Genomic DNA, 8,528 nt, shown 5'->3' with positions numbered 1-8,528 from the left:
ATAACAGAGGGGCAGATGTTTTTTCATTTCTTTTTATCAAGCACATATTTTTCAAGAACATATTTTGGTGTTGAGCCTTAATATATGCTCTTTATTATTAAAATACAAATAAATAGTTCCGTCTGCTACCTTTGCTTCTTTAGCAATGTCCGACACTTTCGCCTGGTGATAACCGTGCTCAGCTATCACTTTCATTCCTGCTTCGATGATCTGTGCATGCTTTCTGTTTGGATTTTTCCCCATTTTATCCGTCACCCTTTCAAACAAAACCATCCATCATGCCGGTTTTCGTTTCACCCTGACGAAATATGCCTTTAAAAACGCCTCACTCTCGTAACAGAGTAAGGCGCTTCTTGCGTTTGGGTAATACTGGCATAGTATTTAAGTTAGTTCTAAATGTACATAATCCGCGCAGGAATGTCAACCGAAACGCACTTAAATAGTCCTAAAAAATTAACTATTTGTGGCTAATAAATTACATTTTTTTCTATTTAAATGATAATCCCGGCTCCTATTACAAAAGATATCCCTACGGAAATAATAAAAGAAATGATTCCTACTGCACGGTTATCTTTACTGATTTCCTCATCGACTTTAAACATGGGAGTAAGAAATTCAAATATAAGATAGCTTAGAATTAATAGTACAAAACCAAAAAATCCCCATAAAAGCATAAACAGGATGCCGTCATTATGCATGATGGAATAATGAAGAATGTTGGATACCCCAAACAGCTTTCCGCCGGTCGCAAGGGCGACAGCGATATTTCCTTTTTTAATTTCTTCCCAGTTACGATATGGGGTAATAATTTCAAATATCCACAAAAAAATTACAAGAGAGAGCACAGCAACGCTGAAGTTCCCAGCTGTATTTATAAAAGCATTGTCCATCCACACATCCACATGCACCCCTCCGCTTATTTAAGTTCTGCCACCGTGTTACCGATCCCGCCTTCATTCATGCCGCCATCTCTGGTGGATTTGATACTGGGATGGTTTTTTAAATACTCTTTTACGCCTTTACGAAGCGCCCCCGTGCCTTTGCCATGAATAATGTGGACTTCACGATAGCCAGCCAGAACCACTTCATCAAGATATTTTTCAAGGCGCTGCACCGCATCCTCGTACCTTTCACCACGCAAATCCAGCTCGGGCCTGGCCGGAGCGGCTGTAGAAGTTGTGGATACCTGTCGCTTGGGCTCTTTAGCGGGCTCTGATTTAAGCTTCTCCATTTCTTCAGGCTTCACTGTCATTTTCATAATACCAAGCTGCACCTGGAATTCGTTGTCATTCACTTTTTCCACGATATGTCCGCGCTGTCCGAAGCGAAGCACCTTCACTTCATCCCCTACTTCAAAGGTACGCTCCTTCTGTGCTTTTTGTTTCACTTGTTTTTGCTTTTTGGTCATCGTAGGAGCCGCCTGTTCCATCTGGCGACGGGCTTCAATCAGGCGGTGCTCTTTAATCTCGGCCCCTTCTTTCTGCATTTCCTTCAGCTCAGCAATAATTTCTTCCGCTTGGGCTTTCGCCTTATCAACTTCGTTCTTCGCTTTGCCTTCGGCGTTTGCGATAATCTGGTCCCGTTTTTGCAGCACTTCGTTCCAGGCATTATTTAATTCCTGCCAGAGTCTGGCCGCTTCCTGCCGGAGGTCATCCGCCTCCTGCCAGACTGATTCTGTTTCTTTTCTTTGTTCATCCAGGGAAGCAATCATTGTTTCGACCTGTTTTGTATCTGTGCTCATTTCTTTTTCCGCATTCGAAATAATGGCATCAGGAAGGCCAATTTGCCTCGAAATGGCAAATGCATTACTTCGGCCTGGCACGCCCACAAGCAGGCGGTAAGTCGGCCTCAATGTTTCCACATCAAATTCAACGCTTGCATTCATCACCCCGGCACGGTTATACGCATAGCCCTTCAGTTCACTGTAATGTGTGGTGGCGATCAGCTTCCCTCCGGCCTCCTGAACATAGTCCAGGATACTGACCGCAAGAGCCGATCCTTCTTCCGGATCGGTGCCGGCGCCTATTTCATCAAACAGTACAAACGAATTGCTGTCCACCTGCTTAACAATATCTACAATATTTGTCATGTGGGATGAAAACGTACTTAAGCTTTGTTCAATCGATTGTTCATCCCCAATATCGGCAAATACTTTCGAAAATACAGCAGCTTCTGCTTCTTCTTCTGCGAGCACAAACAACCCGGACTGGGCCATAAGCGTAAGAAGCCCAGCCGTTTTCAGCGTTACGGTTTTGCCGCCTGTATTAGGTCCGGTAATAACAAGCGTTCCAAATTCGCCTCCAAGTTCCAGGTCAAGCGGCACCATTTCTTCCGGGTCAATAAGCGGATGCCGCGCCTCCATAAACCGGAATCTGCCTTCATCGTTCAGTTCCGGCTGCACTGCTTTTTGGTCTCTTGCATAGTAGGCTTTTGCGAATGTGAAATCAAGTTCGGTCAGCGTATTCATATTCACCAGAATCTCTTCCCCATCTTCAGCAATATACGAAGACAGCTCCTGAAGAATCCGCTCAATTTCCCGCTGTTCTTTCACTCTTGCCTCTCTTAGTTCGTTATTCATCGAAACGACCGCCTGCGGCTCAATAAAAAGAGTAGCTCCTGTTGAAGACTGATCGTGGACAATACCGCCAAAAGACGAACGGTATTCCTGCTTCACCGGCAGCACGTACCGGTCATTACGTATCGTTACGATGGAATCCGACAGTCGTTTTTGCTGATCCGGCGACCTGGTATACTGTTCAAGCTTCGAACGTACCGACGATTCAAGGCTTCTCATTTGCTGGCGGAGGCCGCGCAGGGCAGAGCTTGCACTGTCAAGAACCGCCCCGTTTTCATCTATACAATCCCGGATTTGCTTTTCAATCTCCGGCAGCGTCACTATCTGACGTACCAGACCTTCAAGCAGTGGAAGATCCACCGTTTCTTCTGTCATATCCAGAATAAATGAGCGTATCCGGCGCCCGGCGTACAGCGTATCCGAAACCTCGTTCAACTCACCGGCGTTCAGCATGCCTCCGATTTGCGCCCGGCGCACGTGGGCGTGGATCTGGCGTATACCGCCAAGCGGCGCCTGCCCCCGCAGCCGGATTACTTTGGCCGCTTCTGCGGTGAAGTTCTGTGCTTCTTTCGCCTCTCCCAGCTCCCGGTAGGGGTGCAACTGTTCTATCCGCTCCTTTGCCAGAGTCGACCCAGCATGAGCCTGCAGCTGTTCCTTCATTTTTTCGTATTCCAGCACGCGAAGTGTTCTATCATTCACCAATGCTCACCTCTTTGGTTGTTCTATTGTTTCTTATGCTGCAGCCATTTCTTTAACTGCTCTGCAGACATCGTATTTATTACCTGGTCTGGCTGGAGAAGTGCCTTTTTCGCAATAGATATGCCAACATCCATATGATCAAGCATTCCAGAATTATGGGCATCCGTATTGATTGCAATACGGACATCGTGCTCGGCAGCTTTTCTCAGCCAGTCGGCTGAGAGATCAAGACGGTTGGGGTTGGCATTCAGCTCCAGTGCCGTATTCGTTTCGCCGGCACGCTTCATCAGCCGGTCCAAGTCCACCTTGTACCCATCCCGGCGTCCCAGCAGCCTTCCCGTAGGGTGTGCAATCACATTTACCTCCGGATGCTTCAGAGCCTGCTCCATCCTGTTCATAATTTCTTTTTCTGATTGAGAAAAGGAGGAATGGATGGAAGCAATGACAACATCGAGCTCTTTGAGCACGTCATCGTCAATATCAAGCGTTCCGTCAGGCCGGATATCCATTTCAATACCGGCAAAGATTTGAATATTTTTTTCTTCTTCTCTGACGTTTTGTATTTCTTCCATCTGCCTGCGTATTCTGTCTTCATCCAGTCCATGGGCAATGCGGAGATACTTAGAATGGTCCGTGAGCGCCAGCCATTCATAGCCGTGTTTTTTCACTTCTTCCACCATCTCCCGAATTGAAAGAGAGCCATCGCTCCACGTAGTGTGCATATGAAGATCACCGCGGATGTGTTTTTTTTCTATATAAGGATACGGCTCTTGGAACGTATCCGTTTCGCCTCTTCCCAGTCGTGCTTCTGGCGGAATAAAATACAGGCCAAAGTGAGCGTAAAATTCGGTTTCATCCTGAAACGTTGTTTTACGTTCGTCTTTGTCTTCAATGCCGTATTCGCTTAATTTTTCATTTCGTTCCTTTGCGAGCTGACGCATCTGCACATTATGGTCCTTAGAGCCGGTGAAATGATGCAGGGTGCTCGCAAAATCTTCTTCCTCCACCAGAAGAATGTCTACTTGAACATTATATTCCCCTTTAATTTCAATGCTGACCTTGCTTGTGCCATCGTTAATGACTTTGGCTACTTCGGGCAGCTCTACCAGCTGTTTACGAACATGTTCCGCATCTTTTACACTCATAATATAATCCAGATCCTTCACTGACTCTTCCACCCGGCGAAGACTGCCCGCCCGCGCATATTTTCGTACATCTCTCACTGTTTCAAGAGACGCTTCGAGCTTTTGGGCCATTTCAAGCATATAGGCAATCGGAAGCCGTTCCGGACGCTTTCCTTCCTCCGCGAGCGCTTCCAGTATTTTCTGCTCCGTTTTCGCCCCAAAGCCTTCGAGACTCTGAACTTCGTGGGTTAAACACGCCTGCTCCAGTGAGTCCCGGTCTGTTATGTCGAGCTCCTGATAAAGCTTTGACACTTTTTTTCCTCCGAGCCCTGGAAGCTTCAGCAGCGGAATCAACCCCTCCGGAACTTCTTCTTTCAAAGTGTTCATCAATTCAGTTTCCCCGTTATTTTCCCGCCATTCCTTTATTAAAGCAGCTGTTCCTTTACCGATGCCCTTCAGAGTGCCTGCATCATCGATTTCACCCAGCGAACGCTCATCGTATTCAAGTGCCTGTGCTGCTTTGCGGTAGGCAGAAATTTTAAAAGGATTCTCTCCCTTAATTTCCATATATACAGCGATTGTTTCCAAATGACCGATAAGATCTTTTTTATTCATGCTAATCTCCTCCACACGTCAGCTTTAATCATGTTAGGCATTCTTTTTTGAGTATAACGGGAGTTAATAATTCTGTCTAAATTCATGCCGCCGTGCTGAAGACATAAAAACAGACTCCCCTGGGACACGCAGGGAAGTCAACCTTCATTCTCTATTGGGCCATCCATGTTCCCGGGCTCTTCCGGCATGATTTGCTCGTACCAGCCGGAAAGCCATGGGGTGTCATGTAATATAAAGTTCGCGATTACCGAGTTATTTACTACTGGTTCAAGGGCCGGAAACGGCATCAGCATTGCTGCAGCCAGAACAATAAATAAAATAACATACGTTTCCAGTACACCCAGCACACCGCCAAGCCAGTAATTGATCGTTCTCAGCACCGGCAGCCTGGCGATACCGCCTGCCGCTCCGGTTAAAAAGCCGGCAACAATACGGGTGCCAACAAATAAGAGAAGAAAAGCGATAGAATAATAAAACAGGCTGCGGGTGTCAAAAGCAGCCAGGAACGACCCTTCCGGCTGCTGGCCAAACGGGTAGGGGATCCATTGTTCTAGCATCTGTGCCACTTCTTCATAAAATAAAAACGCAACAACGAATGCTGCAACCAGGCTGACGAGGCGGAGCAGCTGAAGAACAAAGCCCCGCTGAAGCCCCGTGAAAAAGCTGCCGATTAAAATCACAACAAGCAGAACATCTATTACTATTTCCATAAGCATTATCCTTCAGAATCTTTGTCCTTGTTCACTTCTTCTTTAAGTTTAATATAATCATCCACTACATTTAAAGCCGTCAAAACCGCGAGGCGCGTTGTATCCAAATAAGGATTGTATGCTTTATATTCCTTCATTCTCTTATCTAAATAATTGGCTACCTGATTAATATGCGAGGGTTGTTCATCACCGACAATCGTGTACTGCTGGCCGTATATTGTAACCGTAGTGCGTTTTTTACTTTGATCATCAGCCACGTTTTCCGCCCCCTGTTCTTAAGTGTGCCTTTTCTTTAATAGTAACAGAATAAAAAGGCTCTGAATATATTTCCCTGTGAAGCTGCTTCGTTAAACCGCCAGATGCCCGCCAGCCATTTACTGCCTGAGCTCTGCCCCCGTTTTTTCTTCCAGCATGCGAAGGACCTGGTCGTGGGCAGAGGTGACTTCTTCATCAGTCAGCGTCCTTTCCGGATCCAGATACACAAGGGTGAACGCCAGGGACTTTTTGCCGGGCGTCAAATTTTCGCCCTGATAAACATCAAATAAAGAAGTGCTGTATAATGTGCTGCCGCCTGCGGCCTCGATCACATTTTTCACGTCAGCTGCAGGAACGCTTTCATCTACGACGATCGCAATATCGCGGGTAGTGGAAGGGAACCTCGGCAGCGCTTGATAACGCACCGGTGTTTCAGCTGCCTGAAGCAGGGACGTTAAATCAACCTGGAGAGCGTACGTTTCGGCAATATCCCAATCCCCGGCGGTCATTGGATGGATTTGGCCGACATAGCCCACTGTTTCTCCATCGAGCTGGATGTCAGCTGTGCGGCCGGGATGCATATCACTGCGTTCAGCCAGAGTAAACGAAGCACGGCTTTCCACGTGCAGTTCCTCAAGAATGCCTTCTGCAATTCCCTTTATCACATAAAAATCTGCTCTTTTTGTCTCTCCCTGCCATAAGTGGCTTTCCCACCTGCCGCTTACTACCGCAGCAAGCATAATGCGTTCTTCCGGCTGGACGGAGGCACGTTCTTCTTCGGAAAGAAACACCGAGCCCATTTCAAATAGGGCAATGTCCTTCGTCTGGCGGTTGCGGTTATAGCTGACTCCTTCAAGCAGCTGTGGAATCAGGCTCTGACGCAGCACTCTGCGGTCTTCGCTCATAGGCATGGTTACTTCCATCGTATGCTTTTCCGGATAAAGCGTAAAACGTGAGGCAGAGCCGGCAGTCGTCAGGGAATAGGTGACAGCTTCACTCAAGCCGGCACTTTCCAAAAAGCGGCGAACCGTCCGCTTTCTTTTTTGTTCCGCCGTTAAACTCCCAGCCGTCGTTGCCCCTTTTGGCAGTGTACTCGGAATGTCCTGATAGCCGTGCATACGGGCGATTTCTTCCGCCACGTCCTCTTCGATGTGAATATCCGGACGTCGGCTTGGGATATATACTTCGATACTGCCCGTTTCTTTATCAGCCACTTGAAAACCAAGGCGTTCGAGAATATGGACCATTTCTGAACCACTGAGCTCCATTCCCAGCAGCTGATTGATGCTGCGGTCGCTCACCGTGACCCACCGGCCGCCAGGCTTTCGATGATCCTCCTGTTCGATGCCCTGCAGAATAGAAGCCCCCGCGTGTTCAGCAAACAAATACGCTGCCCGGTCTGCTGCCTGCTCTACCCTTTCTGTGTCGAGACCCCGTTCATAACGGACACTTGCATCGCTTCGTATCCGTGTGTCTTTGGAGGCCTGGCGAATTAATGACGGATGAAACAGAGCTGCTTCAAGCAGGATATTTGTCGTCCCGTCGCCGACTTCTGAGTGCTCTCCGCCCATCACTCCTGCGAGCGCCGTCGGCTTTGTGCCGTTGGTTACGACTAAATGTGCACTTGAAAGGTGATGCTTATTGCCGTCAAGCGTCTGTATTTCTTCGTCTTCGAACGCTCTGCGCACAAGTACTTCGTCAGAGCCGAAAGCGTCAAAATCAAACGCATGCAGCGGCTGTCCATATTCAAGCAGCACGTAGTTGGTAATGTCCACGATGTTGCTGATCGGCCGGATGCCTGCAGCCATCAAACGGTTCTGCATCCAATACGGAGAAGGCTTCACCTGGATGTTTTCGGCAACTCTCGCCCCGTAATAAGGGGTGTCCTCCCCGTTTTCGATTTTCACATTGACCGCAGCCGACGCAGATTTATCGCTTTCTTTTACAGAGGTCCTAGGAAGCTTCACGGTACGGTCGAGCTGGGCTGCTACTTCATATGCAACCCCGAGGACGTTCAGGCAGTCGGCACGGTTTGGCGTAATATCGAGATCCATCACTGTGTCATCCCAGCCAAGGGCTTTTATTGCGTCCGAACCGGTTTCCGGATTTTCATCAAAAACAAAAATGCCTTCAGCCACATGTTTTGGAACCAGCTTTGCTTCCATACCGAGCTCCTGGAGGGAGCAAATCATGCCATTGGACTCCTGGCCGCGGATGTCCGTCGCTTTAATTTCCATGCCCCCGGGCAGCACGGTGCCTGGCTTTGCAACTACAACCTTCTGCCCGGCCGCCACATTATCAGCACCGCAGATAATCTGCACCGTCTCTGCTCCCTGATCCACCTGGCAGATGTTTAAACTATCAGCGTCGGGGTGCTTTTTGGCCTCGACAACGTAGCCGACCACACATCCCTCAATTGGTTCGGAGCGCCGGTACAGAGCGTCCACCTCTACGCCTCCCGTAGTCAGGCGGTCGGCAATTTCCTCGGGAGCAATATCTTCAATATCTACATAATCTTTCAGCCACTTATATGAGATCAACATGTCTGTA

Annotated in this window: 6 protein-coding genes and 1 pseudogene; all 7 read right to left on the bottom strand. The window is 48.2% G+C overall.

Features of this window, described 5'->3' with window-relative positions:
• Positions 1–78: 78 nt before the first annotated feature.
• Positions 79–243 (bottom strand): annotated as a pseudogene (locus tag ACTTK6_RS11710) (helix-turn-helix domain-containing protein); the annotation flags it as partial.
• Positions 244–491: 248 nt separating this feature from the next.
• The gene (locus ACTTK6_RS11705; RefSeq protein WP_079477010.1) at positions 492–890 is read right to left on the bottom strand and encodes a DUF350 domain-containing protein; all 399 of its coding nucleotides are present in this window, start codon (positions 888–890) and stop codon (positions 492–494) included.
• A gap of 26 nt (positions 891–916) precedes the next feature.
• Entirely contained in the window at positions 917–3,274 is a 2,358-nt protein-coding gene (locus tag ACTTK6_RS11700; protein ID WP_462833509.1) for an endonuclease MutS2, read from the bottom strand.
• Between the two features lie 23 nt (positions 3,275–3,297).
• The gene (gene polX / locus ACTTK6_RS11695) at positions 3,298–5,013 is read right to left on the bottom strand and encodes a DNA polymerase/3'-5' exonuclease PolX (RefSeq protein WP_462833508.1); all 1,716 of its coding nucleotides are present in this window, start codon (positions 5,011–5,013) and stop codon (positions 3,298–3,300) included.
• Positions 5,014–5,150: 137 nt separating this feature from the next.
• Positions 5,151–5,723, bottom strand: a complete 573-nt coding sequence (locus tag ACTTK6_RS11690; protein WP_158219144.1) for a CvpA family protein — start codon at positions 5,721–5,723, stop codon at positions 5,151–5,153.
• 5 nt (positions 5,724–5,728) lie between these two features.
• Positions 5,729–5,980: a cell division protein ZapA gene (zapA, locus tag ACTTK6_RS11685; protein WP_022793126.1), complete on the bottom strand. Its 252-nt coding sequence runs from the start codon at positions 5,978–5,980 to the stop codon at positions 5,729–5,731.
• Between the two features lie 117 nt (positions 5,981–6,097).
• Positions 6,098–8,521 carry a phenylalanine--tRNA ligase subunit beta gene (gene pheT, locus ACTTK6_RS11680; RefSeq protein ID WP_462833506.1) on the bottom strand — a complete coding sequence of 808 codons (2,424 nt, stop codon included), beginning with the start codon at positions 8,519–8,521 and terminating at the stop codon, positions 6,098–6,100.
• Positions 8,522–8,528 lie beyond the last annotated feature (7 nt).

The organism is Marinococcus salis (assembly GCF_054971365.1).
Note: the sequence above shows the minus strand (reverse complement) of the source record. Positions and strands in the feature narration are given on the sequence as shown.

Excerpts from the sequence above, each read along its gene's own strand:
- ACTTK6_RS11705 (WP_079477010.1), bottom strand. The coding sequence starts at position 890 with ATGGACAATGCTTTTATAAATACAGCTGGGAACTTCAGCGTTGCTGTG.
- polX (WP_462833508.1), bottom strand. The coding sequence starts at position 5,013 with ATGAATAAAAAAGATCTTATCGGTCATTTGGAAACAATCGCTGTATAT.
- ACTTK6_RS11690 (WP_158219144.1), bottom strand. The coding sequence starts at position 5,723 with ATGGAAATAGTAATAGATGTTCTGCTTGTTGTGATTTTAATCGGCAGC.
- pheT (WP_462833506.1), bottom strand. The coding sequence starts at position 8,521 with ATGTTGATCTCATATAAGTGGCTGAAAGATTATGTAGATATTGAAGAT.